We start from the raw sequence: 24,228 nt of genomic DNA, 5'->3' as shown, positions 1-24,228 counted from the left end.
ATCAGGCCACCAGCCGATCGATCATGTCCTGCGTGATCAGGCACACACCCTTTTCGCTGCGACGGAAGCGCTGCGCGTCTTCCTCGGGATATTCGCCGACGACAAGCCCCTCGGGAATGCGCGTATCGGCATCGATCACCACCTTATGGAGCCGCGCGCCACGCCCGATCTGGCAACCCGGCATGATCACCGCTTCGGTGACCGAGGAGAAGCTGTTCACGCGGACGCCCGAAAAGAGCAGGCTCCGGTGCAGTGAGGCACCGGACACGATGCAACCGCCTGCGACCAGCGACGATGTCGCCGATCCGCGCCGGCCTTCATCATTGTGGACGAATTTGGCGGGGGGCGTGACCTCCGAATAGGTCCAGAGCGGCCAGCTATGCTCGTACATGTCGAGTTGCGGCACCACGTCCGTCAGATCGATATTCGCTTCCCAATAGGCGTCGATTGTCCCGACATCGCGCCAATAGGCTTCCTTCTCGCTCGCCGCGCGGACGCAGCTTTGCGAAAAGAGATGGGCAACCGCTTTGCCGTGCTTGACGATGTACGGAATGATATCGCGCCCGAAATCATGTTGCGACGTCGGATCCGCTGCATCCCTGCGCAGTTCCGCCGCCAGGAATTTGGTGTTGAATACATATATGCCCATCGACGCCAGCGCGACATTGGGCTTGCCGGGCATGGCGGGGGGATTGGCGGGCTTTTCGACGAACTGAATGATTTGGGCCTGCGCGTCGATGTGCATCACGCCGAAGCCGCTCGCTTCCTTGCGCGGCACCTCGAGGCATCCCACGGTCACATCGGCGCCAGCATCGACATGCTGGCGCAGCATCAGTTCATAATCCATCTTGTAGATGTGATCGCCGGCCAGAATGATCATATATTCAGGCGCATAAGATTCGATGATATCGAGATTCTGATAGACCGCATCGGCGGTACCTTCATACCATTGGAACTCGGACACACGCTGGCTCGCGGGCAGGATATCGAAGCTTTCATTGCGTTCGGGGCGCAGGAAGTTCCAACCGCGCTGGAGATGGCGGATCAGCGAATGCGCCTTATATTGCGTCGCCACGCCCATGCGCCGGATGCCAGAATTGAGCGCGTTCGACAGGGCGAAATCGATGATCCGCGCCTTGCCGCCGAAATAGACCGCGGGCTTGGCCCGGCGATCGGTGAGTTCGAAAAGGCGACTACCCCGACCGCCTGCGAGCACATAGGCCATGGCGTCGCGCGCCAGCGGCTGGTTCCGTCGTTCACTTACCATGTCTTGCCCCCAATCATCCTCTTATTGGCTCCAGCATGATCGTTGCCAACGGCGGCAAAGTAATATGCGCTTCGCCGCTGGCGCCGGCATCGATCTGGCCCCCGTTGCCGATACCGCTGCCACCGTAAATCACTGCATCGCTATTGATGATCTCCCGCCAGCGGCCACCTTCCGACAATGTAACAGCATAATCATATCGGGGAATTGGTGTCATATTGCTGATTACTGCCACTGGTTTTTCGCCTGGCGCGCGCCGTTCCCAGGCGAACACCGAACGGGCGGCATCGTCGACAATCAGCCAGTGAAAGCCCTCCGCCTCGCAATCACGCGCGTGCAGGCCCGGACGGCTGCGATAGGCCTGGTTGAGGTCGCCGATCAGCCGGCGGACGCCATCGTGCGACGGTTCCTGCAACAGATGCCAGTCGAGCGCGCGCGCCTCGCTCCATTCGGCTGCTTGCGCAAACTCCTGACCCATGAACAGCAGCTTCTTTCCCGGATATCCCCACATCAACGCATAATAAGCGCGCAGGTTCGCAAATTTCTGCCAGCGATCGCCGGACATCTTGCCGAGCAGCGATCCCTTGCCGTGCACGACCTCGTCATGGCTGAGCGGCAGTACGAAATTCTCGCCGAAGGCATAGAGCAGGCCGAAGGTGATATCCTCATGATGATGGCGGCGATGGATGGGTTCGCGCGCCATGTAGCGCAACGTATCGTGCATGAAGCCCATATTCCATTTGAAGCCGAAGCCGAGCCCGCCTTCGTGGACGGGTTGCGAGACACCGGGCCAGCTTGTCGATTCCTCGGCGATCGTCATCACGCCCGGGTGCGCGCCATAGAGTTCGACATTCATGCGCTGGAGGAATTTCACGGCCTCCCAATTCTCGCGGCCGCCCTGATCATTGGGTATCCATTCATCGGCTTTGCGCGAATAATCGAGATAGAGCATCGACGCGACGGCGTCGACCCGCAAGCCATCCAGATGGTATTTCTCGGCCCAATAGAGCGCGTTGTTGACGAGATAGGCGACAACCTCGCGCCGGCCGAAGTTGAAGATCGCCGTGCTCCAGTCGGGGTGGAATCCCTTGCGCGGATCGGCATGCTCGTAAAGCGCGGTGCCGTCGAAATGCGACAGGCCGTGCGCATCCATCGGGAAATGCGCCGGCACCCAGTCGAGCAAGACGCCGAGCCCCGCGCGATGCGCGCCGTCGACGAAGCGCGCCAGTCCCTCGGGCGGCCCGAACCGCGCAGACGGGGCGTAGAGGCCGGTGGTCTGATATCCCCAGGACGGATCGAAGGGGTGTTCGGTGAACGGCAGGAACTCGACATGGGTGAAGCCCATGTCGACCGCATAGGGGATCAGCCGGTCGGCCATCTCGTCCCACGACAGGAAGCCGCCATCGTTGCGCCTTTGCCATGAACCGGGATGGACTTCGTAGATCGAGATCGGCTGGCGCCGGATATCGACCGATCGCCAGTGCTCGCGATGATCGGCATCGCCCCATTCATGCGCGAGCGGAGCCGTCGTGACGGAGGCGGTTGCCGGGCGCAGTTCCGATCGGAAGGCGAACGGATCGGCCTTGAGCGGCAGGGTCTTGCCGTCTGCGCCGACGATTTCGAATTTATACGGCTCGTCCTCTCCGAGATCGGGCACGAAGATTTCCCAGATGCCGGTATCGCGCCGCAGCCGCATCGCGTGCCGGCGGCCGTCCCAGGCATTGAACAGTCCGACCACGGACACTCGTTTCGCATTCGGCGCCCACACCGCGAAATGCACGCCGGTGGCGCCCTCATGGGCGATCTTGTGCGCGCCGAGCCGATCGAACAGCCGCAGATGCGATCCCTCACCGATGAAATAATCGTCCATCGGGCCGAGTACAGGGCCGAAGCTGTAGGGATCGGTTATCCACCAATCGCCGGCGGCATTTCTTGCATGGTAGCGAAGCGCGGCGGGCTCGGTGATCGAGAGGCTGCCTTCGAGCAATCCGGCCGGATCGATCATGTGCAGCGTGCCGGCGGGCGTTCCGTCGATCATGAACGCATCGGCCGATGTCGCCCCCGGAATGAAGGCGCGCGCAATCAGCCTGCCGGCAATTCGGTGCGGTCCAAGCACGGCGAAAGGATCGTTGTGCGTGCCGCCGATGATCGCGGTCTTTTCGATGGAAGAAAGCTGGGTGATAACTATGCCCTTAACCATCGCGCTGAAGCCTGTTCAGGATGATGGCTCCGCGTTAAAAATCCGATACGCCCGTTCGCTCACAGAACACCCCAGATTTCCGATGCATATTGGCGGATGGTTCGATCCGAGGAAAACCATCCCATATGCGCAACGTTCCGGATAGCCTTGCCGTACCAGTCGGCCTTGTCGGTCCAGATGCCGTCGACATGGCGCTGCATCGCCGAATAGCTATCGAAATCGGCGGCGACCATGAACCAGTCATGCTCGTACAGCCCGTTGACGAGGCCTGCATAACGATTGCGATCGTCGGGTGAGAAAACCCCGCTCGCTATCGCAGCCAGCGCCTGAGAGAGTTCGCGCGATTGTTCGATGATCGGGCGGGGCTTGTAACCCTCGGCGCGCTTGGCCGCGACTTCGGCGGCGGTCAGGCCGAAGATCATGATATTCTCCGCGCCTACATGATCGCGCATCTCGACATTGGCACCGTCGAGCGTGCCGATGGTCAGCGCGCCGTTCAGGCCGAATTTCATATTGCCGGTGCCCGATGCTTCCATGCCGGCGGTCGAGATCTGCTCGCTCAGATCGGCGGCGGGCATCATGATTTCGGCCATCGACACATTGTAGTTCGGAATGAACACGACCTTGAGCAGACCCTGCACGGCAGGATCATGGTTGATCACCCGCGCAACATCGTTCGCCAGCTTTATGATCAATTTGGCATTGTGATAGCTGGGCGCAGCCTTTCCACCGAACAGCTTGACCCGCGGCACCCAATCACGCTCGGGATGCGAGCGGATCTGATCGTAAAGCGCGACCGCCTCGATGATGTTGAGCAATTGCCGTTTATATTCATGGATGCGCTTGATCTGGGTATCGAACATCGCCGACGGATCGATCTTCAGGCCCATCCGATCGCGCAGCAGGTTCGACAGCACGATCTTGTTGGCATGTTTGACCGCGGCGAATTTTTCCTGGAACGCGGCGTCGTCCGCAACGCCGTCGAGCGCGACCAATGCCTCGCTATCGTCCATGAAGGCATCGCCGATCGCTTCGCGGATCAGCGTGGTCAGGCCCGGATTGCACTGGAACAGCCAGCGCCGGGGCGTGATGCCATTGGTCTTGTTGTTGATCCGATCCGGGTACAGCCGATGGAGATCGGCGAACACCGTTTCCTTCATCAATTCGGTGTGCAGCGCCGACACGCCGTTGATGCTGTGCGCGCCGACAAAGGCCAGATTGCCCATGCGCACCCGGCGATCGCCGCTTTCGTCGATCAGCGAAATCGCGCTGATCGCCGCATCCTCGAAATGATGTTCGCGCCGCGCCTGGATCAGCAGCTTGGCGTTGATCGCGTAAACGAGCTGCATGTGGCGCGGCAGCAACCGTTCGAACAAGGGCACCGGCCAGCTTTCGAGCGCCTCGGGCAGCAAGGTGTGGTTGGTATAGCCGAAGGTGCGGCGGGTGATGTCCCACGCCTCGTCGAAATCGATATTGTGGAGATCGATCAGGATCCGCATCAACTCGGCGACCGAGACCGCCGGATGGGTATCGTTGAGCTGGATCGCGGCCTTGTCGGGCAGGGTGCGGATGTCGCCGAAATATTGGACGTGCCGGCGGACGATGTCCTGCAGCGATGCCGACGAGAAGAAATATTCCTGCTGCAGCCGCAATTCCTGCCCCGCTGCCGTCGAATCGGCAGGGTAGAGCACGCGGGTCAGTGCCTCGGCGCGGTTGCTCTCCTTCAGCGCGCCAATATGATCGCCGGCGTTGAACGCATCCAGCAGGATCGGATCGATCGGCTGTGCGGTCCATAGCCGCAAGGTGTTGACCCGGTTGGCGCGCCAGCCGACCACCGGCGTGTCATAAGGCGTGGCGATGAACCGGTCATGTGGCTTCCAGTGGCGCGCATGATCGCCGCTGCCGTCCGCCGCCGCAAGCTCGACCGTGCCGCCGAAGCCGATCTCATAGCTCGCCTCGCGCCGTTCGAATTCCCAGTTGTTGCCGTGTGCCAGCCATGTCTCGGGCAGCTCCACCTGCCATCCATCCGACATTTCCTGACGGAACATCCCGTTCACATAACGAATGCCATAGCCGTAGGCCGGCACATCGACGGTCGCCATCGATTCCATGAAACAGGCCGCGAGCCGGCCGAGGCCGCCATTGCCGAGCGCGGCATCGGGCTCGAGTTCGCGGATCACGTCGATATCGACGCCAAGCAAGGCGAGCGCATCGCGCATTTCGTCCATCAGGCCGAGATTGGAGACGGCATCGCGCATCAGCCGGCCGATCAGGAATTCGAGGCTCAGATAATAGACGCGCTTGCCTTCATCCTCATAGGTCTTCTGCGTGCTTGCGATCCAGCGATCGATCACCCGATCCCGAATGACGAGGATCGTGGCGGCAAGCCAGTCATGCGATTTGGCGGCGGTGGCATTCTTGCCGATGCGATAGGTGAGTCGCTCGACGATTTCCTCGGCCAGCACCGACGGATCCGATGTGCGCGGCGCAGGTTTCGGAAGGGTTGATGCGTTTGCTCTGTTCATCGTTTCCGGACTCCCCCGAACGCCAGCTTCGATCAGACTGTATCGCACCCGTCACGCTTCGCAACAACCATGTTGCACTGCAATATCAAAAGAAAATGGCGGGAGTGGCGGCTTTGCGGCGGAGCGGGCATTGCCTGCCATGATCCGCTCGATAAAGTCGGGTTTCCGGGCGCGAGGCGGCGCCAGCAGGACTGGGGTGGAGGATATCGATGCTGCTGATCGGGCAATATGATTCGCCGTTCGTGCGGCGCGTGGGGATTGCCATGACGCTTTATGGCATCGCCTTCGATCACGCGCCCTGGTCTGGCTTTGGCGACGTCGACAAGATCGCACGTCACAATCCGTTGCGGCGGGTGCCGGCGCTGGTTCTCGATGACAATAGCGTGCTGACCGACAGTTTCGTGATCCTCGAAGCGATCGACGACATGGTTGGGCCCGATCGCGCTTTTCTGGGTCGCGCCGGGGCCGATCGGATCGCGATGCTCAGATTGTGCGCGTTCGCGGCCGGTGTCGCCGACAAGGGTGTCAGTCTTGTTTATGAACGGGCGTTTCGGGAAGGGCTGCCGATGTGGGTTGAGCGCTGCCAGTCGCAGGTGCGCGATACGCTGGCGTTGCTCGATGCGGAACGGGCGGCGCGGACGAGCGAGTGGCTGTTCGGCGATCAATTGAGCCATGCCGACATCGTTCTCGCAACGATGCTTCGGTTCATCAGCGAAGCGCTGCCCGGCATGTTTGCGATGTCAGGTCTCGCGGCGCTGCGCCGGCATTCGGAAGCCTGCGAAGCGCTGCCTGTATTTCAAAGCATCTGTCAGCCTTATCAGTTGACGATGCCGGGGGAGCAGTAATCCCCGCCCGCCACCGCTGCGGGGCTTTTCGATTGCGGCGGGACGCCAGTGTCGTCACTCTCCTTCACGGTTATGTGCGAGGCGGGTGATGGCGTTGAAGGTCGTGCAACAGATGGGATCGGCCGCCGATCCCGATGACGCGTTCGGACTGCCGGGCTGGCTCTATCACGATCCCGAAGCCTATGCGCTCGAACAGGAGCGGATTTTCCGCCGATCGTGGCAGATCGTCTGCCATCTGAGCGATATCCCGCAGGCTGGCGATTGGCAGTCGCTGAATGTGGGCGGCGAGTCGATCATCGTGATCCGCGGCGATGACAGCGCCGTTCGTGCCTTCGCCAATGTCTGCCGGCACAGGGCCGCGCGGCTGGTCGATGGCGCGCAGGGTTGTGCGAAGCGGCTGGTCTGTCCTTATCATGCCTGGACGTATGACCTGACGGGCACCCTGATCGGCGTGCCCAATCGGCGGGGCTATCCGGGCCTCGATTTCGACGATTACGGACTGCAGGATTTCGCCACCGAGGTGTGGCGCGGCTTCGTCTTCGTCCAGATCGAGCGGCACGGGCCATCGGTCGCCGAGATGATGGCGCCTTATGAGGCGGAAATCGCGCCCTATCGGCTGGAGGATATGCGCGCGATCGGGCGGGTGACGATGCGGCCGCGCGCGGTCAACTGGAAGAATATCGCCGACAATTATTCGGACGGCCTGCACATCCCGGTCGCGCATCCGGGGCTCAGGCGGCTGTTCGGTGTCGGCTATGCGATCGAGGCGGGGGAATGGGTCGACCGGATGAGCGGCTCACTGATCGAAGGCGCGCCGGCCAGCCCGTCCGAGGCTTTGTACCGCAAATACCTGCCGCAGGTCGATCATCTGCCGGCCGACCAGCAGCGATATTGGGTCTATTTCAAACTATGGCCGAACACCGCGTTTGATATCTATCCGGAGCAGATCGATTTCATGCAATTCCTGCCTGTCTCGCCGACGCAGACGATGATCCGCGAGATCGCTTATGCCTTGCCCGACAATCGGCGCGAGATGAAGGCGGCACGTTACCTGAACTGGCGGATCAATCGCATGGTCAATGCCGAGGATACCGATCTGGTCGCGCGTGTGCAGGAGGGGATGATGTCGGGCAGTTTCACCCAGGGGCCGCTCGGCGACAGCGAGGTCTGCCTGCGCAGTTTCGCACGCAAGATGCGGGCGTTGATCCCCGAGGCGCGCGAGCCCCGAAGGCCGGCCCCCGGATGGAGCGCGAAGAGCATCGCCGGATCGATCGCATGAGCCGCCAGGACGCGATCATCATCGGTGGCGGCCATAATGGGCTGGTCTGCGCCTTCTATCTCGCGCGCAAGGGCCTCAAGGTGCGCGTGCTCGAACGGCGCGGCATTGTCGGTGGCGCGGCCGTCACCGAGGAATTCTACCCGGGTTTTCGCAATTCGGTGGCGAGTTACACGGTCAGTCTGCTGCAGCCGAAGGTGATCGCCGACATGCGGCTGCACGAACGGGGCTTAAGGATCGTCGAGCGGCCGATTTCCAATTTCCTGCCGCTCGAAGATGACGGCTATCTGAAGCTCGGCGGCGGGCTCGAGCGAACACAGGCCGAATTCAAACGCTTCTCGGATCGCGATGCGCTGGCGCTGCCGGCTTATTATGATGCGCTCGAGGGCGTGGCCGACGTGCTGCGTGATCTCGCGCTGCGCATCCCGCCCAATGCCGGCGGCGGCGTTTCCGAATTGCTGCGCGCAGCTTCGCAGGGGCGGCGAATCGCCGGCCTGTCCTTGCCGGCGCAGCGCGACATCCTCGATCTGTTCGTGAAAAGCGCGCGCAATTTCCTCGATGGATGGTTCGAAAGCGCCCCCGTCAAGGCCGCGTTCGGCTTCGACGCGGTGGTCGGCAATTATGCGAGCCCCGACACGCCGGGATCGGCCTATGTGTTGCTCCACCATGTGTTCGGCGAGGTGAACGGCAAGAAGGGCGCCTGGGGTCACGCGATCGGGGGGATGGGCGCGATCACGCAGGCGATGCGCGCGGCATGCGAGGAAGCCGGCGTGGCCATCGAAGTCGAGTCACCGGTCGAAAAGGTGCTGGTCGATAACGGCCGCGCGGTCGGCGTGCATGTCGAAGGCGGGGTCGAGCATTTCGCCTCGGTGATCGCCGCCAATGTCGGGCCCGGCCTGCTCTATCGCAAGATGATCGATCCCGGTGATCTCAGCGACGATTTCCGCCACCGGATGAAGGGATTTCGCGCGGGTTCGGGGACGTTCCGGATGAATGTCGCGCTGTCGGCGCTGCCGAATTTCACGGCCTTGCCGGGGGAGGGCGAGCACCATCGCAGCGGCATCATCATCGCGCCGACGCTCGATTATATGGATCGCGCCTTCACCGATGCACGCGCCTTCGGCTGGTCGAAACAGCCGATCGTCGAAATGCTGATCCCCTCGACCGTCGACGACAGCCTCGCGCCGCCGGGTGGCCATGTCGCCAGCCTGTTCTGCCAGCAATTCGCGCCCGTGCTGCCCGATGGCCGGAGCTGGGACGACGAGCGCGAGGCGGCGGCCGATCATATCATCGCGAGGGTTGAGGCGCATGCGCCGGGCTTCGCGGCGTCGGTGGTCGGCCGGCAGATATTGTCGCCGCTCGATCTCGAACGGACGTTCGGGCTGGTCGGCGGCGATATCATGCATGGCCATATGGCGCTCGACCAATTGTGGGCCGCGCGGCCGATCCTCGGCCACGGCAATTATCGCGGGCCGATCAAGGGGCTCTATATGTGCGGCGCCGGCAGCCATCCGGGCGGCGGCGTGACCGGCGCGCCGGGGCATAATGCGGCGCAGGCGATATTGGCCGATCGGGGGCTGGCGAAGAGCTTGTTCGGCTGGGGGTAAGTCGCGACGATTGCGGGCGGAGGAGTACAGGTGCGCACGAGGCTCAGCATTTGCGTCAGGAAGGCGCGTTTCCCGTCCGAGCAGGACGCGGTTTCGGCCGCGCTGCGCATCGGCCTTCCGCTCAGGCCCTATCGTTGCGACCGTTGCTCGCAGTTTCATCTGACGAGCCGGACGAAGGGGAAGTGGGTAGGGCGGTCGATCGATTGAGCGATTGTGGCGCGTTTCGACGCCATTGCGGGCATTCCCAAATCACCATAAGAATTCGCTATGCGCGTTCAGGGAAGCTGTCACTGCGGCAACGTGCGGATAGAGCTGCCAAGCGAGCCCGCGTGGGTTGCAGACTGCAACTGCTCCCTCTGTCGCCGGCTCGCATGGCGTGTCGCTTATTATCCGCCGGATCAGGTGCGCGTTTCAGGCGAGACGACAGCCTATATCTGGGGCGATCGAATGATCGGCATTCACCACTGCCCAATCTGCGGCTGCGGCACCCATTGGCAATCTCTTGGGGAAGATTTCGGCAAGATGGGCATCAATGCACGCCTAATTGACAATTTCGATGAAAGCGCTGTCGAGGTGCGGAAATTCGACAATGCGGATGATTAGGCTCCTCGCCAACGCCCGTTCTGCTCGGTGGGTTCAGCGCTCATCGCGACCTTTCCCCGCATCGCCAGCCACACCGGTATCCCGCAGGCGATCAAGACTCCGCCCCAGATATTGGCTTCCGGCCCCGCACCATAAAGCGCCCAGATCGCATATATCCCGGCCATAACGGCCACGGATTTCGCGCCAGCCCCCAGCTTGAGCGCCGCCCCCGCCACCGCCAGATACATCACCAGCGACGCCGTCGTCGCGAGCAGCGCGACGAAAGTAAACAGTGCCACCGTCGTCTTGCTGGCGTTGAACAGCAGTACGATCGTGACAAGGCTGCTCGACAGCAGATGCGCGCGTACGGGCACGCCCTTCGGTGACAGTTTCGCCAGCGCGCGCGGGAAGACGCCGCCGGCGGCCATCGCGGCGGGCATTTCGCCCTGGAGCAGGATCCAGCCATTGAGCGCGCCCAGCGCGCTGATCATCGCGAAGGCCGCGACGATATGGCCGGCGTTGGGCCCCCAATAGCGGCCGATCACGTCGGCGAACGGCGCCGCCGATTGTGCGGCTTGCATCGGCGACAGCAGCAGGATCACCGCGGTGCAGGCGAACAGATAGATGATCCCGGTGAGCGCTGTGCCGCCGATCGTTGCGCGCGGGATCGTGCGTTGGGGGGCGACGACCTGACCGGCGGGAACCGTCGCCGATTCCAGCCCGAGCAACGCCCACAAGGTCAAAGTGGCGGCGGTGCTGATCGTCGCGGCGGTGATCGGCGGATGCTGCGGATCGGGCAGAGCGAGCCCGCCGGCGGGGGCGGCGATCGCCGCGATCGCGACTACGGCGATCAGGGGTAGAACCTTCAGCACGGTGGTGACGAGCTGAACCTTGCCGACGGTGCCGACGCCGCGCAGGTTGATCGCGGTCATCGTCCACACCAGCGCGATCGTGATGGCGGTCGACAGCAAGGCGTTGGTCGCGACCACCGGAATGAACGCCGACAGATAGCTGACGGCGGCGACCGCGATGGCCGCATTGCCCACGAACAGCGAAATCCAATAGGCCCAGGCGATGAAGAAGCCGACGCCCGGCCCGAACGCCGCCTGCGTATAGGCATAAGGCCCTCCCGCCTGCGGCCGCGTGCGGGCGAGCGCCCCGAACACGGTCGCGACCGCGAGCCCGCCGAGGATCGTGAGCCCCCAGGCCGGGATTACGTTCCAGCCATAAGGCGCAAGGCTTGCCGGCAGCAGATAGACGCCCGAGCCGATCATGTTGCCGACGACCAAAGCCGTCGCCATCACCAGGCCGAGGGGCCGGGCGGCGGTTGTCCCGCCGCCCGGCTGTGTCGCTTCGGTCAATATTTCCAGCCGACGCGCAGGCCGATGGTCTGCGGGTTCTGGACAAAGGTTGAGGGCCGCGTGCAGATGCTGCAGGCCACGCTGCGTGAGATCTGGGCGCGTTCGTCGAGAAGGTTCTGAATATAGATCTCGGTCGAGATGCGGCCGAATTTCGCGCCGGCCGCGACGTCGAACGTCCAGTAACCCGGGATCGTGCCCACGATCGCCTGATCCGCGGTGCGCAGTTGCGACGGCGCCGAGCTCGCATGAACGGCGACGGCCTGGAAATGGCTGTCATGGCCGGCTACATCGAAATCATAGCGTGCCGTCATGTTCGCCTTGAATTTCGGCGTAACCGGAAGCTGCGTCCCCTTGGGTGCGGTGATGAAGTTTCCGGCGGCCGTGCACTGGAAAGTGCTATCGGCGGCGTTGCAGATATTCTTGCGCAGCTTGGCGTCGGTGTAGGCGGCGCTTCCCGAAATCGTGAAGCCGGGCTCGGGCTTCAGCGTGAAATCAAGCTCTACACCCTTGATCCGCGCATCCGAGCCATTCTGGATCTGGGTCAGGCTGTTGAGGCCGAGGAACGCGAACTGGAAGGATTTCCAGTTTTGCAGATAGATCGCGCCGTTGAACCGCAGCATCTTGTCGAACAGTGTCGTCTTGAAGCCGAGTTCATAGTTGGTCAGATAATCGGGATCATAAGGCGGCAACCCACCCCTTCGGTTGATGCCACCCGGGCGGAAGCCGCGCGACCAGGTTGCATAGACCATATAATCGTCGGTCGGCTTCCAGGTCAGGTTGAGCTTGTGCGTGATGCCGTCGCCCTTGGCTTTCTTTGGCACGACCTTTCCGTTCACGACGTCACCCAGATTGGTGCAGGGCGCGCCGGGCAAGATCGGGCCGATATAATTGCCCGATGAGTCACGGAAGGACTTGTTGCACGCCCCGACGCCGGTGCTACCGCTGAAACCGGTGCCGAAACCGAAGAAACCGAACAACGAGTTATCATATTTGAATGCGCGCAGGCCGCCGGTCAGCGTCAGCTTCGGCGTGATGTCGAACGCCGCTTCGCCGAAAACCGCGTAGTCGCGATCAATGCGGTCCTGATCGGTCAGCCAGATCGTGCCAGGACGGCCGTTGACCGAGGTCGCCGCCGTCAGACCATAGATTTGGTAGTCCTGAATGATCAGGTGGGTCTGCTTCTGATAGAACAGGCCCCCAATCACGCGGAAGCGATTTTCCTGAGGCGATGAGGCCCGCAATTCCTGGCTAAGCTTGGTGAAATGATCGTGGCCGACGATATGCTGCGACGGATCGATATAGGCGCCGGCGGCATTAGTGAAATAGGTTGAAAATCCGCCGCTATAGGCTGCGTCATAGGTGACGGCGTAATCGGTATAGTCGCTCACAGAGGTGATGTGGCGATCCATATAGGCGCCAGCATAGGTAATATCGAAATTGCTGACCTTGCCTTCGACGGTCAGCGCGGCTTGCCAGAAGCGGTCATGCCCCTGTTCGGGGCCGAAATGCTGGGTCTTCAGGTCGCCGGCATCTTCATAATAACCATAAGAGCCGTGCGTTTTCTGATCCTGTGCGAGGAAGGTCGGCAAAACCGTCCAGTTATCGTCGATATCGATTTTCAGAGCGGCGCGGCCGCCGAAGACTTCGGTGTCGTTATAATTCTTCTTGAGTACCGCATTGTTGTTGATCGTGACGCCGCTGCCGAACGTGTTCTTGCCGAAACCGATGTCGAAATTGGCGGGGACGTTGTCGATATAGCCTGCGTCATGTTCATAAAATCCGACGAGGCGGATCGCCATTGTGTCGTTGATCGGCTGGTTGACGAATCCTTCGACCTTGCCGCCGACATCGCCGCTGCGGATGTGGTTGACCTCGCTGTCAAAGCCGGCGTCGAAGCCCTTGGTCGTCGGCTTGTTGGTGATGATGCGCAAGGTGCCGGCCTCGGATGAGGCGCCGTACAGCGTGCCCTGTGGCCCGGACAGCGCTTCGATCCGCTGGATGTCATAGATATGGACGTCGAGCGTGCCGCCGATCGTGGTGATGGGCTGTTCGTCGAGATAGACGCCCACCGACGGCAGCGATCCCGAATGGTTGCCGTCACCGCCGCTGGCCACGCCGCGGAAATAGACGTTGGTCGTGCCCGGCGAACTGGTCTGGAACGACACGCTCGGCAACAGCTTGGTGTAGTCATTGAAATTATTGATATTATATTGTTCGAGTTTGGCCGTTCCGAGCGCCTGAATGCTGATCGGTACCGATTGCAGATTTTCCTCGCGCTTTTGCGCGGTGACGATGATTTCGTCGCCCTGATCGGCGGTGGCATTGGCATCCGGTGTCTGCGCCATGATCGGCGCGGGCAAAACCGTGCCGGCGAGCAGCAGTGCCAGCGTCCCTGCGCGTTTGCGCGATGTTGTCCACTTGGTCGCACGCATAATCATTCCCCTTTTTGTTTACGTGGTATCAGGCGTCCTCGGTCGCTCTCATTCTTGCATCGTCGGGCAGCGCATCGCCCAGAGCTTCGGTCAATGGCCCAAGCCAGGCGGCAAAGCGTTGCCAATGGTCAACCGCATCCGTGAAGATCGGCTGGCGTACCTGTTCCGAACTCGGGGTGCGCACCGCACGCTCGGTCTTGTGGAAGGCGAGGCAAGCGGGATCGAAATCGAGTCCAACGGCGGCCAGCAACGCGCGGATCTGCGTCTCGGGATCGGCGACCATGGCCTCATAAAACACCCGGTGCACGACGCCCGGTTGCGCCGCATCGAACGCCGCCATCGCACGGACATAATCGGCATAATATCGTCCGAGATCGGCCAAATCGTAGCTGAACGCCTGGCCGCGCGCGAAATTCTGCCGGAATATCGACCAGCAGCAGCCGATCGGATGGCGCCTTGTATCGATGATCGTGGCATTGGGCAGGATCAGTTTGATGAGCCCGACATGCGCCCAGTTGTTGGGCATCTTGTCGATGAAGAATGGTCGCGCGCTGTGTCGCTGCACGCGTGTGCGTTCAAGATATTCCTCGCCCAGCGCACGCACCCCATCAGCATTAAGCTCTGCAAGATTGTCGGGGAAGGGGGACGGCTCTCCCCGCCGTGAATAGCCGCTCAGCCGGCGCACGAACTGCCCGATATCTGGCAATTCGCTGGTACCCTCGACCTGAGGATGGCTCGACAATATCTGTTCGATCAGCGTCGATCCCGATCGCGGCATGCCGACGATGAAGATCGGATCGCGCGCCGGGCAGCCCCAGCCGGCGCGTTCGGCAAAGAACTCGGCCCTGAAGAAGCGGGCGCAGCGATCGACATGCTCGCTGATATCTTCGGCGTGATAGGGCACAGTCTGGCGGCGCAATCGGTTCGCCTCGACGTAGAGATCGAACGCCGCGCGATCGCGGCCACGATCCTCCTGCGCCTTGGCCAAAGCGAAAGCGAGTTGCGCGCGATCGTCGGGTGTCAGGTCCGCGCCGCGCCCGGCATTCTCCATCGCCGCGATATCGGCTTCGTCGAACCGGAAAGTCTTGAGGTTGGCGAGGCTCCACCAGCCTTCGCCGGTTTGTGGCCGGATCGTCACGGCACGCCGATAGGCGGCGATGGCGTCGTCCGACCGGCCGACGGTCTTCAATTCGTGCCCATAGCTCAGCCAAAGCCATGGATGATTGTCGAATTCGGTGAGCAGCGCCTCATACATCGCTATCGAGGCGTCATGTTCGCCGATCTGGCCCAGCGCGGCCGCTTTCAGGTTGCGCGCGGCCCGATCGGCAGGATCGCGGGCGAGCAGGCGATCGAGTTCGCCGATCGCATCGGCCGGGCGCGCCTGCCGGAACAGGACGAGTGCCAGATTGTGGCGCGCGGCATCGAATTCGGGGGCCAGTTCTAGGCAACGGGTCAGCAGCAGTTCCGAATCCCGGAAACGGCCGATCCGCGCCGCGACCTCGGCCAGCATGCGGATCGCGGCGATGTCGACAGGATTTTCGCGAAGCGCCTGCCGCAGCAGCGCCTCGGCCTCCGGGATGCGCCCCTCGACCAGTGCCGCGCCGGCCGCTGCCAGCCGGGGATCGCGTGCGGAGGCCGAGAGTTCGCGCACGGTGGCCTGTTCGGCGGCCCGCTCGTCGCCCGCCGCGCGGTGCAGACTTGCCAGCAGCCGCCAGCCTCCGGCATTTGTGGGCTCGCGCGATACAAGCCGCCGGGCGGCGGCGATCGCCTTGTCAGGTTCGCCGGCCCGCGCACAAGCCTGTGCGAGTAACAGCAGGGCCTGTGGTTGATCGGGGACGACGCGCAATATTTCGCGGGCCTGTCCCGCGGCGAGCGTCGGCTGTTCGACGAGCAGATGCGATGCGTGCTGCAACGCAATCTGCAGACTGGCCGTTGGCGCTGCGCCTGAACTCACTAAACGCCCCGATCGAAATTGTTTCGCGAGAAGAAACCTTTGCCGGTCGCGTGTCAATATCGATGCCGCGAAGCAGCGTAAGATGTGCTGGACGTTGGTCGAAAAGTCACAACCGTTGGTGGAACGACCTCACACCCGTGCAGATTCTGCCAGCCGCAACATCACCAGCGCCGAAAGCTGCGCCCGCTCCACCAGGCTCTCGACGATCAGATATTCCTCCGCCGAGTGGATCGCGCCGCCGCGCGCGCCCATCGTGTCGACCACGGGCACGCCGCAGGCCGCGATGTTGTTGCCGTCGCAGACGCCGCCGGTCGGGATCCAGCCGATCGACTGGCCAAGCATTGCCGCGCTCGATTGCACCAATCGGAACAGCCGTTCGGCGGGCGGGTCGATCGGCTTGGGCGGTCGCCCGAAGCCACCGTGGATGTGAACCGTGACGTCATGCTCTCGCGCGATTGTCTGCATCAGGTCGCGGATCAGCGCTTCGGCGGCGATCTGGTCGGCGGGCAGAACGGGGCGCAGGTTGACGCGCAGGATCGCCTGATCGGGCACCATATTGTTGGGCCCGCCGCCGTCGATCCGCGCGGGATTGATCGAGAGCCCATCGCGCGCCGCGCGCGCCAGCCGCAGCGCGAGATCGCCGGCGGCGACGATCGCGTTGCGGCCGTCCCGTGGATTGCGGCCGGCATGCGCCGCGCGGCCAGTGATGAGGATCGAGAAATTGCCGCTGCCCGGCCGCGCGCCGGCCAATGTGCCGTCGGGCAGGGCAGAGGGTTCATAGGTCAGCGCCGCATGCTTGCCCGCCGCCGCGCGCGCGATCAGCGCGGCCGACCCCGGCGATCCGATCTCCTCGTCCGAATTGATGACGACATCATAGCCGATCCGCGATGCCAGCGGCGATGCCTCAACGGCGGCGAGCGCCGCCAGCATGATCGCGATCCCGCCTTTCATGTCGGCGACGCCGGGGCCGTTAAGGATCGCACCGTCATCCCTATCGGTGATGGTCTGGAATGGATGATCGACGCCATAGACCGTGTCCATATGCCCGGTCAGCAGGATCCGGACGGGGGCTTGCGGCCGCACACAGACATGGAGGTTTTGACCGAGGGCGAGCGGCATCGCCTCGCCGTCACGGCTGATCTCGTCGCCGGGTGCGGCATTGAGTAGGGTCACGTCGCCGGGCAGGATCGAAAAGGCATCGGCCAGCAGGGGGGCCATTGCCGACAAGCCGCCGAGGTTGCGCGATCCGCTGTTGATCGCTGACCAGCTCCGCACCTGTGCCAGCATCGGCGCGTCGCCGGCGGCATCGAGCGCGGATCGGTGCGCCTTCATCACAAAAGCCGCGGCGCGATCTCGTCGAACAGGTCGACGATATTGTCGGCTTCGAAGCTGGCGACCGGATAGGCGCAGTAATCTGCGGCATAATAAGCGCTCGGCCGATGATTGCCGGATTCGCCGAGCCCGCCGAACGGCATGTTGGCGGCGGCGCCGGTCGTCGGCCGGTTCCAGTTGACCACGCCGGCGCGCGAACGGGCGAGGAAGCGCTGCCACAAGGCCGGATCGTCGCTGAGCAGGCCAGCGGACAGGCCAAAGCGCGTGGCGTTGGCCGCGTCGATCGCCGCATCGAAATCGGGCACGCGGATCACCTGCAGGACCGGCGCGAAGATTTCGGCGTCGGGCACCGCCAGCCCGGTAATGTCATACATGCCGGGCGTGACGAACGCATCGCTCCGGTCGAGCCGCTCGAATGGGAGCAGCGCTTTGGCGCCCATCGCGTGCAGCGCGGCAGTCGCATCGATCGCCTTTTGCGCGGCACCGGCCGAGATCAGCGGCCCCATATAGGCCTCTTCCGGATCGTCCCATGCGCCGATCCGCAGCCGCGCGGCGAGGCTGTGGACCGCTTCGATCGTCGCATCGCCTTCCATACCTGCGGGCACAATCAGGCGGCGCGCGCAGGAGCAGCGTTGGCCAGTGGTAATGAAAGCCGACTGGACGATCGCTGCCGCCGACGTCTCGGCAGCTCCCCAGGCGATCAGCGGATTGTTGCCGCCCAGCTCCAGCGCAAGTTGAACATGCGGTCGGTCGACCATCATCCGCCGGAATTGGGCGCCCGCGGTCGCCGATCCGGTGAACAACAGCCCGTCGATATCGGCGGCGATCAGCGCGGCACCGGCGTCGCGACCGCCCTTGATCAGGGTGAAGACCGGCTCGCCGATTCCTGCGTCGCGCAACGCCTGCGCCATATGCTGGCCGGTGAGCGGCGCTTCTTCGGACGGCTTGAACAGGACGACATTGCCCGCCAACAAGGCCGGTACGATATGGCCGTTGGGCAGATGGCCGGGAAAATTATAGGGGCCGAGCACCGCCATCACGCCGTGCGGCTTGTGGCGCAGCACCGCGCGGCCGAACGGCATTGCGGCTTCGCGCGAACCGGCGCGTTCGGCCTGCGCCGTGATCGATACTTCGACCTTGCCGATCATCGAGGCCAGTTCGGTGCGGGTCTCCCACAATGGCTTGCCGGTCTCGCGCGAAATGTCGCGTGCGATATCCTCGCTGCGCTCCTTCAATATGGCGGCGTAGCGGCGGACGGCGGCGATGCGCTCGTCGAGAGAGGTTGCCGCCCAGACGGCTAGCTCTTCGCGGGCGCGCTGAACGGCGGCGAGGATCGCGGCGGGCGCGGTCTCCTCGCCTTCCCAGATGACATCGCCAGTGACCGGATCGATCGACCGTATCATGTCCTCACCCTTATCATGTCGCCGGGGCGCAGCGCGAGTGCGGCGGCGGCGGCGGGATCGATCGTCGCGACCTCGTCGGCGATCCGCACATTCGCACGGGTGGCGCGGAAACCCGCGATCGAGCCGGTCGAGACGATCAGCTCGGGCGCGTCGCGCGGATCGCCGATCGCCACGGGCAGGGCGCTCGTCCGCACAATCGTGGTGATCGAATCCCGGAACGCCGAATAGGTCGGCCCGCCATCGAAAATGTCGATCAGTCCCGAGCCGCGAAATCCTTCATGCTCGAGCATGGCGCGTGCCGCTTCACCATCGACATGGACGCGGCCGATCGCATCCTGCGCGGCATGATCGATCAGTTCGACGTAGATCGGGTGGCGCGGCGCCAGATCGAGGATGAACTGGCCATCGGTCGACATCACCATATGATCGGCCTGATCGAAGGGCAGGCGAAAGAATTTGCTCGCAACCCCCTCCCAGAACGGGCAGCGCCCCTCGGGATCGAAATAGCCGCGCAATTCGGCCATCACCGTTTCGGAGAAGCGGCTCCGCTCCGCTCCGATCAACATGTAGCGCGACCGCGCGAGCAGACTGCCCGCGCCGCCGCTGCGCCGCTCGGGACGCAAATAGAGTGATCCGACCTCGGTCCAGCCCGAACATTCGTTGACCAGCACCAATGCGCTATGATCGAAGCGCGTGGCGATGGCGGATGAAAATTGCGCGAGCGTCATGATCCGAAACGAGAAATGCGGGCGGGCCACGCCCACCGCCGCCCGGACGCCGCACAGTCCCTCGATCCGGCCGGTGGCGCTGTCCTCGAGCATCAGCGTGTACCAGGCATCGCGGGCGCCAACTGCGCCGGTGAAGCTAGCTGCGGAAAGTTGCAGCCGCGCGAGCAGTGTTGCTTCGTCTTCAGGTAGGCTGGTGAAGCCACGGCCCGACAGGATGGCGAGTTCCATCAGGGCGTCAAGATCGCGAATGCCAGCGGGGCGCACGACCAGCATCAACCGGACTTTCGCTCTGCTGCCGTCGGTACAGAAGGATGCACCGAATGGCGGGCGAGACCAAGCGCGTATGAGTATGGTTTATGTTTCATTGCCCGCCGTTCTGCGCCATTTGCTCGGCGAGTTCAAATCGGGACAGTTGTCGAGCGTGTGGCATTGGGTGTTTCCTATGGCTAAAAGGGACCGGAGTCGGTATAGATGACGAATAAATACCTGATCGATGAGAGATCAGCGTGATTACAGCGCGTTATGTTGGTGGCGTAAATTTCGTCGTTATTTCACCATCGAGACGCAGAATATTTTGGGAGAGTCGTAAATGATTCCGAAATATGATGCGAATGAATTTAGATATTCCAACAATTTTAGAATAATTAATTTTCTTATATTTTCTATAATTGTTGGTATAATATATTTTTTCTTGTCTTCTGCTGGGTTGTATTTCGGGTGGAGGCCGGGAAGTGCTGCGACTTTGTGGTATTCCAATGCAGTCGCTATTATAGCTTTACTGTATGTGAGGAAAAATTTGTGGCCGATTATGTTGGCTATTGTCGCATTTTCTAACATCGCATCCGGTATTGTCTCCGGCGGAACGTGGTCGTTGTCATTTCGTTTCCTGCCCGGAAATATTCTCGAGATCCTGACGGCGGCCTGGTTCGTAGAGCGCAAGGGGCTTCGGCTCGCGGCCCTCTCGAGTACCTTGTGTTTCATTCGCACCTTGCTCTGGGGTGCACTGGTGCCGACGTTGCTGGGTGCCGGGGTAGGAGCGGTCATCGTTGCCATCGATCAGCCTTTGCCTCTGGCGCGATACTGGCTAACCTGGTTCGAGGGCGATCTGCTTGGCGCCATATCGATCGTCCCGTTCGGGCTCGTCCTGCTCAAGCGCGGGTTGCGGGATGTCGTCAGAAGCCTGACCAAGCCATGCGCCGTTATCGGCATCGTTTCATGTGTGGTGGTGGCACTTGTCGTGCCGTTCATCCTGCCGTTTCCCTTTGCCTATATCGCGCTGCCGCTCATCTTTGTCGCTGTTCGCTCAGGCATTACCGCCACATCCTTTGCGGTTCTGTTGATGTCGGTGGTACTAGGACTTCTTTTTGCGCTGCGGATCATTCTGGTCCCGCCACCGGCTCTGCCGGGGGGCGATATGCTATATTCGCTGCCGATTCTGGCTACGCTGGTCCCACCTATGATTCTGGCGACGGCGATCGAGGAGATTCGGGCGACGAACCGGCGCTTGAGCGAGGCGCAGACGCGCTTCCGCAGGCTCTATCGGTCGAGCCCATCGATGATGCATTCGCACGGGCTCGATCTGACGATCGCTGATGTCAGTCAGTTCTGGCTGGACAAGATGGGCTATAAGGAGGCCGAAGTTGTCGGCCATCCGATCGATCAATTCATGGCGCGGGGTTCGGCTAAGCTGGTCGACGACATCATTCTGGCGGCGATTGAACGGGAATCATGCTGCAGCAATATCGAATTGCAGATGGTGACGCGTGCTGGCGACATATTGGACGTCTATATGTCGGCGGTGGTTGAACATGATGCAGCGGGGGCGCCGCAATCGATTCTGGTCGCGACCACAGATGTCACCGAGCGGAAACATCTGGCCCGTTCGCTGGCGGCCGAGCAGGAGTTTCTCGAAATCACGCTCCACTCGATCGGCGACGGCGTGGTTTCCACCGACGCGGCGGGCCGGATCCAATATCTCAACCCGATCGCGGAAGATATGCTGGGGTGGTCGCATGCCGAGGCTAAGGGCCGCTTGTTCGACGATGTGGTGCAGCTCCATGATCAGGCCTCGGATCAGCAGCTTGTCAGCCCGGTGCAGCTGTGCCTTGCGGAAGGACGTAAACTCGCGCTGCCGCACGATGCGGTACTGCGTGATCGTCAGGGCGTCGATCATCCGATCCAGGATGTGACGTCGCCAATCAGGGGGCATGAGGGCGAGATTGCCGGGGCGGTGATGGTGTTCCAGAATGTCGGTGAAACGCGCGCGCTGATGCAGCGCATGTCGCATCTGGTGCAACATGATGCGCTCACCAACTTGCCAAACCGCATCCTGCTGTACGACCGCGTTCATCATGCCTGCCAGGTGGCCAATCGTGACGACGGCATGTTCGGGCTCGCTTTCCTCGATCTCGACAACTTCAAGTTCGTCAACGATTCGCTGGGCCATGCGGCGGGTGACGATCTGCTGCGGATCATCGCGCAGCGGCTGAGCGCGGCGCTCAGCGCGACCGACACCGCCTGCCGGGTGGGCGGTGATGAATTCGTCATCCTGGTCGACAAGCTTGAGACGCTCGGCGGCATGATCCGGGTGGCGGAAAATATCCTCGCCGAAATCGCGCGGCCGGTGCTGCTCGGCGATATCGAGTTGAACATTACAGGTTCGCTCGGGCTGGCGCTGTTTCCCGATCATGGCGAAGATGTCGAGACGCTGATGAAGCATGCCGATGCCGCGTTGTACCGTGCCAAACGTGACGGCAAGAATCTCTACCGCTTCTTCTCGGTGAGCGGCGACGAGGCGACGCTGAAGCGCCTCAGTATCGAGGCCGATATGCGCCGCGGGCTGGCACAGGGCCATTTTCACGTGCACTACCAGCCAGTCTTCGATAGCGCGACCGGCGTCGCGCGCAGCGTGGAAGCGCTGGCGCGCTGGAACCGCGACGGCGCCGATCCGCAATCGCCCGGCCTGTTCATACCATTGGCTGAGGAAAGCGGGCTGATCATCCCGCTCAACACTTGGGTGTTGGGCGAGGCGTGCCGGCAGATGCGGCAATGGATCGACGCCGATGTTCCGATCGAGCGGATCGCCGTCAATATTTCGGCGGTCCAATTTGGTTCTTCGGGATTCGTCGCCAGCGTTATCCGCACGCTCAAGGAAAATCGATTGCGCGGCGACCAGCTCGAACTCGAAATCACCGAGTCCACCTTGCTCAAACAGCCGCGCGTTGCGCGAGCCGTGCTCGATGAGCTGCGGTCGCTCGGAATCAAGATCGCGATCGACGATTTCGGGACGGGTTTCTCCAGCCTCAGCTATTTGCGGACCTTGCCGGTTGATACGCTGAAGATCGACAAGTCGTTCATCGACGGGATCGTCGAGAGCCTTGAAGACCGCAAGATCGTCGAAGCGATCGTTCATCTCGGCCGCAGCCTGAACCTTCACGTGGTAGCCGAAGGAGTGGAAACAGAGGCACAGGCGAAACTGTTGCGGGCGATCCCATGTGACGCGCTACAGGGTTATCTGTTCGCACGGCCGATGGAGGGGGCGGGGGTTTCCGCTCTTCTCATGACAGATGGGGGTGTGGGGATTGTGCATGGTCCAGAGGACGCTTGAACGTTTGGAAATGTCTGTGTCCCGATTTGTTTTGTCGATCGCTTTGGGGGCGTTGATCGTCTTCGGCACCTCTTGCGTGCAAGCGCAACCGCGCTTCGCCATAATAGACATGCATTTTCATGCCGAACGCCCGGATGCGGAAGGCCCGCCGGGTGGCAAAGTATGCGCTCCCTATCAAGAATGGGCACCGCGAGACCCAGGGAGGCCGATTGAGGAATATTTGGAATGGTTCACGTTGCACCCAACGTGTCGAACTATTCTGACGGCGCCAACAGAATCGGCCGTGTTGCGCGATCGGGGAATCGCAATGCTCAAGCGATACAACATTCTCGCGCTGGCCGGTGGCGATGCGGCGACCGTCGAGGATTTCAGAAGCCAGAGTGAAGGGCATATTTTGCCCGCCATCGGCTTCGGCCAGTCGTTGGACTTTCCATCGGTCGAAGGTCTCCGGAAGCTCTTCTCGGAGGGCAAGCTATGGGCCATCAGCGAAATCACCGCTCAATATAGCGGTATTGCACCTGACGATCTCAGGCTGGACCCTTATTTTGCCCTGGCCGAAGAACTCGATATTCCCGTCGGCATCCACCTTGGCCCAGGCCCGCCAGGCACGGCCTATTTTGCAACGCCGGAATATCGTGCGTCGGCCGGCGATCCGATGCGCCTCGAAGCGGTCCTGATCCGACACCCGCATCTTCGGATGTACGCAATGCATGCCGGTTGGCCGATGTCCGATGCGATGATTGCCATGCTCTATGCACACCCGCAGCTTTATGTGGATGTTGGCATTCTCGACTACGCGTACCCCGAACGGGATTTCTATGCTTATCTGAGGCGGCTCGTCGATGCGGGGTTCGAGCAGCGAATCATGTTCGGGTCGGACAATATGATATGGCCCGATGCCATTCCGATAGCGATCCGCCGAATACAGACTGCGCCCTTTCTGACGGCGCGGCAGAAGCGCCTCATTCTTCATGACAACGCAGCTCGGTTCATGCGGATTGAGGGATGAGCCTTTCGGCCGCTTAAGTCATTTCGCTGCGGGCTTCGCTATTGCCTGGGAAAAAAGCGCCGCTCTGAAATCGGGCTCCCGGCAACATGAGGGGCTGTGCCGC

The 24,228-nt window shown here is 62.1% G+C and carries 15 protein-coding genes; 6 read left to right on the top strand and 9 right to left on the bottom strand.

Features of this window, described 5'->3' with window-relative positions; translation table 11 throughout:
- Window position 1: 1 nt before the first annotated feature.
- From glgC to BLS13_RS07235, 3 genes are read right to left on the bottom strand one after another with little or no spacing between them, the layout of a single operon-like run.
- Complete coding sequence (gene glgC / locus BLS13_RS07245; protein ID WP_093450970.1) at window positions 2–1,267, bottom strand: glucose-1-phosphate adenylyltransferase; 1,266 nt, start codon at window positions 1,265–1,267, stop codon at window positions 2–4.
- Between the two features lie 13 nt (window positions 1,268–1,280).
- A complete protein-coding gene (gene glgB, locus BLS13_RS07240) occupies window positions 1,281–3,464 on the bottom strand; it encodes a 1,4-alpha-glucan branching protein GlgB (protein WP_093450968.1) in 2,184 nt (727 codons plus the stop codon).
- A 59-nt stretch (window positions 3,465–3,523) separates the two neighbouring features.
- A complete protein-coding gene (locus BLS13_RS07235) occupies window positions 3,524–5,989 on the bottom strand; it encodes a glycogen/starch/alpha-glucan phosphorylase (RefSeq protein WP_093450966.1) in 2,466 nt (821 codons plus the stop codon).
- 209 nt (window positions 5,990–6,198) lie between these two features.
- Here BLS13_RS07235 and BLS13_RS07230 point away from each other — a divergent pair, with 209 nt between their 5' ends.
- The 4 genes from BLS13_RS07230 to BLS13_RS07215 all read left to right on the top strand — a co-directional run bounded on the left by BLS13_RS07230 (window position 6,199) and on the right by BLS13_RS07215 (window position 10,320).
- Complete coding sequence (locus BLS13_RS07230; protein WP_093450964.1) at window positions 6,199–6,834, top strand: glutathione S-transferase family protein; 636 nt, start codon at window positions 6,199–6,201, stop codon at window positions 6,832–6,834.
- 88 nt (window positions 6,835–6,922) lie between these two features.
- Window positions 6,923–8,113: an aromatic ring-hydroxylating oxygenase subunit alpha gene (locus BLS13_RS07225; protein WP_093450962.1), complete on the top strand. Its 1,191-nt coding sequence runs from the start codon at window positions 6,923–6,925 to the stop codon at window positions 8,111–8,113.
- Window positions 8,110–9,717: a phytoene desaturase family protein gene (locus BLS13_RS07220; RefSeq protein WP_256325749.1), complete on the top strand. Its 1,608-nt coding sequence runs from the start codon at window positions 8,110–8,112 to the stop codon at window positions 9,715–9,717. Before BLS13_RS07225 ends, BLS13_RS07220 begins: the two co-directional genes overlap by 4 nt.
- A 267-nt stretch (window positions 9,718–9,984) precedes the next feature.
- Window positions 9,985–10,320, top strand: coding sequence for a GFA family protein (locus BLS13_RS07215; protein ID WP_093450959.1), 336 nt, complete (start codon window positions 9,985–9,987; stop codon window positions 10,318–10,320).
- Here the strand turns inward: BLS13_RS07215 and BLS13_RS07210 are convergent.
- The 6 genes from BLS13_RS07210 to BLS13_RS07185 form a co-directional block, all read right to left on the bottom strand.
- A complete protein-coding gene (locus BLS13_RS07210; protein WP_093450957.1) occupies window positions 10,317–11,660 on the bottom strand; it encodes an amino acid permease in 1,344 nt (447 codons plus the stop codon). The genes BLS13_RS07215 and BLS13_RS07210 overlap by 4 nt on opposite strands.
- The gene (locus BLS13_RS07205; RefSeq protein ID WP_093450956.1) at window positions 11,657–14,092 is read right to left on the bottom strand and encodes a TonB-dependent receptor; all 2,436 of its coding nucleotides are present in this window, start codon (window positions 14,090–14,092) and stop codon (window positions 11,657–11,659) included. The genes BLS13_RS07210 and BLS13_RS07205 overlap by 4 nt, the downstream gene beginning before the upstream one ends.
- Before the next feature lie 28 nt (window positions 14,093–14,120).
- On the bottom strand, window positions 14,121–16,046 hold the full coding sequence (locus tag BLS13_RS07200) for a tetratricopeptide repeat-containing sulfotransferase family protein (RefSeq protein ID WP_093450954.1): 1,926 nt from the start codon (window positions 16,044–16,046) through the stop codon (window positions 14,121–14,123).
- Between the two features lie 129 nt (window positions 16,047–16,175).
- Entirely contained in the window at window positions 16,176–17,378 is a 1,203-nt protein-coding gene (locus BLS13_RS07195; protein ID WP_176943475.1) for a hydrolase, read from the bottom strand.
- Complete coding sequence (gene astD, locus BLS13_RS07190) at window positions 17,378–18,781, bottom strand: succinylglutamate-semialdehyde dehydrogenase (RefSeq protein WP_093450951.1); 1,404 nt, start codon at window positions 18,779–18,781, stop codon at window positions 17,378–17,380. Before astD ends, BLS13_RS07195 begins: the two co-directional genes overlap by 1 nt.
- Complete coding sequence (locus BLS13_RS07185) at window positions 18,778–19,782, bottom strand: arginine N-succinyltransferase (RefSeq protein ID WP_093450950.1); 1,005 nt, start codon at window positions 19,780–19,782, stop codon at window positions 18,778–18,780. Before BLS13_RS07185 ends, astD begins: the two co-directional genes overlap by 4 nt.
- 316 nt (window positions 19,783–20,098) lie before the next feature.
- On the opposite strand from BLS13_RS07185, the gene BLS13_RS07180 reads away from it, so the two are divergent.
- Both BLS13_RS07180 and BLS13_RS07175 read left to right on the top strand, forming a co-directional pair.
- Window positions 20,099–23,116 (top strand): bifunctional diguanylate cyclase/phosphodiesterase, encoded by a 3,018-nt coding sequence (locus BLS13_RS07180; protein WP_093450948.1) that lies wholly within the window; start codon window positions 20,099–20,101, stop codon window positions 23,114–23,116.
- A gap of 16 nt (window positions 23,117–23,132) precedes the next feature.
- Window positions 23,133–24,125, top strand: a complete 993-nt coding sequence (locus tag BLS13_RS07175) for an amidohydrolase family protein (protein WP_176943473.1) — start codon at window positions 23,133–23,135, stop codon at window positions 24,123–24,125.
- Window positions 24,126–24,228 lie beyond the last annotated feature (103 nt).

The sequence above is a fragment of the Sphingomonas sp. YR710 genome, from assembly GCF_900101455.1.
In the GTDB taxonomy this organism is placed as follows: Bacteria; Pseudomonadota; Alphaproteobacteria; order Sphingomonadales; family Sphingomonadaceae; genus Rhizorhabdus.
The sequence above is the reverse complement of the archived record's forward strand: the minus strand, read 5'-3'. Positions and strand labels throughout refer to the sequence as shown.

Coding starts and splice junctions, on each gene's coding strand:
- glgC (WP_093450970.1), bottom strand. CDS start 1,267: ATGGTAAGTGAACGACGGAACCAGCCGCTGGCGCGCGACGCCATGGCC.
- glgB (WP_093450968.1), bottom strand. CDS start 3,464: ATGGTTAAGGGCATAGTTATCACCCAGCTTTCTTCCATCGAAAAGACC.
- BLS13_RS07235 (WP_093450966.1), bottom strand. CDS start 5,989: ATGAACAGAGCAAACGCATCAACCCTTCCGAAACCTGCGCCGCGCACA.
- BLS13_RS07230 (WP_093450964.1), top strand. CDS start 6,199: ATGCTGCTGATCGGGCAATATGATTCGCCGTTCGTGCGGCGCGTGGGG.
- BLS13_RS07225 (WP_093450962.1), top strand. CDS start 6,923: ATGGCGTTGAAGGTCGTGCAACAGATGGGATCGGCCGCCGATCCCGAT.
- BLS13_RS07220 (WP_256325749.1), top strand. CDS start 8,110: ATGAGCCGCCAGGACGCGATCATCATCGGTGGCGGCCATAATGGGCTG.
- BLS13_RS07215 (WP_093450959.1), top strand. CDS start 9,985: ATGCGCGTTCAGGGAAGCTGTCACTGCGGCAACGTGCGGATAGAGCTG.
- BLS13_RS07205 (WP_093450956.1), bottom strand. CDS start 14,092: ATGCGTGCGACCAAGTGGACAACATCGCGCAAACGCGCAGGGACGCTG.
- BLS13_RS07195 (WP_176943475.1), bottom strand. CDS start 17,378: ATGAAGGCGCACCGATCCGCGCTCGATGCCGCCGGCGACGCGCCGATG.
- astD (WP_093450951.1), bottom strand. CDS start 18,781: ATGATACGGTCGATCGATCCGGTCACTGGCGATGTCATCTGGGAAGGC.
- BLS13_RS07185 (WP_093450950.1), bottom strand. CDS start 19,782: ATGCTGGTCGTGCGCCCCGCTGGCATTCGCGATCTTGACGCCCTGATG.
- BLS13_RS07180 (WP_093450948.1), top strand. CDS start 20,099: ATGATTCCGAAATATGATGCGAATGAATTTAGATATTCCAACAATTTT.